The organism is Pedobacter sp. 01T416_2 (assembly GCF_056398925.1).
In genome coordinates, this window is sequence record NZ_JBFTQI010001050.1 from 1 (window position 1) to 1,562 (window position 1,562).

The 1,562-nt window shown below is 39.3% G+C and carries 2 protein-coding genes; both read right to left on the bottom strand.

The window, feature by feature from the left end:
* The coding region (locus tag AC1DPQ_RS27235; protein ID WP_477611487.1) for a UDP-N-acetylmuramoyl-L-alanyl-D-glutamate--2,6-diaminopimelate ligase at positions 1-1,062 on the bottom strand (1,062 nt) is incomplete at its 3' end.
* 95 nt (positions 1,063-1,157) lie between these two features.
* Positions 1,158-1,562 (bottom strand): PASTA domain-containing protein (locus tag AC1DPQ_RS27240; RefSeq protein ID WP_477611488.1); only part of this gene is annotated, 405 nt, incomplete at its 5' end.

Here is a 1,562-nt window from a genome sequence, read left to right on the forward strand (position 1 = left end):
ATTCTGAACAGCATCTGGCGTATGCGCGTAATCTACAATACCTATAATCTTATCTGCAGAGGTGATGTAATCAAATCTTCCTTCAGCACCTGATAAACGGCTCAACAAAGTCAGCACCTTTAACTTATCCTGCTCCAACAAAATGGCTGTTCCATACACGGCCAATAAATTGTATGCATTGAAAGACCCTACAAGCTTAAAGTAAACGTCTTCGTTATCGATATCTAAATGCAGGCCACTAAACTGGTTTTCGATAATTTTTGCTTTAAAATCGGCCAGTTGTTTAAGCGCATAGGTTTTTTTATGCGCTTTTGTATTCTGCAGCATCACCACTCCGTTTTTATCGTCGATATTGGTCAATGCAAATGCCGATTTAGGCAGTACATCAAAAAATGCTTTTTTAGCTTTCAGGTAAGCGTCAAAAGTTTTATGAAAATCTAAATGATCATGTGTTAAATTCGAAAATACACCTCCTGAGAAAGTCAAGCCTTCAATCCTGTGCTGAGAAACTGCATGTGAGCTTACTTCCATAAAACAGTAATCGCAACCCGCATCGACCATTTCTCTTAAGAGCTGATTTAATGCGATCGGATTTGGTGTGGTATGCGTTGCCGCCACTACCGTATCATTGATATAATTTTCTACCGTTGATAAAAGCCCGGTTTTGTAACCTAAATCTTTAAATAATTTAAAAAGAATGGTAGCAATGGTGGTTTTTCCGTTGGTTCCTGTTATGCCGATCAGTTTCAGATCTGCCGATGGGTTTCCAAAATAATTCCCGGCAATGATACCCAAAGCCACAGCAGTATTATCTACTTTGATGTAGGTAACAGTAAAATCATCGATCTCTGGCAAATTCTCGCAGATAATTACACCTGCCCCCTGCTCAATGGTCTGCTCAATAAACTGGTGTCCATCAGCTACAGTGCCCACTACGGCAAAAAAGATATCATCTTTACTTACTTTACGCGAATCGAAATTCAGCGCATTGATTTCCCTATCGGTTCTACCAACCAATTCTTTAATCGTTACGCCATAAAGTAAATCCTGTAATTGCATCATATTAATTATTGAATGATTGAATTAGAGAATGATAGAATGTGGATATAGCCTTTAAACATTCACTCATTCAAAATTCTCTCATTTTATCATTCCTTTTAATTCAACTCTATCTGTACACCCAATCCTTTACCCACCTTTGTTCCGGCGATGATGGATTGACTGACCACTTTTCCGGAACCCGAAACCTTTGTTTTCAAACCCGCATTTCCCAAAAGATACAATGCATCTTTCAGTCCCATTCCCGCCACATTTGGCATCACACCTTTACGCTCGTTATTTTCTTGAAAAACTGTTCCCGCACTGGTATCTATAATATTGTAATACTCAGATTTTGAAGCAAAAAGCGGTTTAAAACCAAATGCTTTATACACTTTCTGAGTCGCTTTACTCTGTCCTGCTTTTGTTGGCGGATTACCCGTATTACCTACCAAACGGGTCGGCACATCGTTATACATCTGCATATCGCTGGCATAAATACGGTCGGCGATTTCCCTGAACAC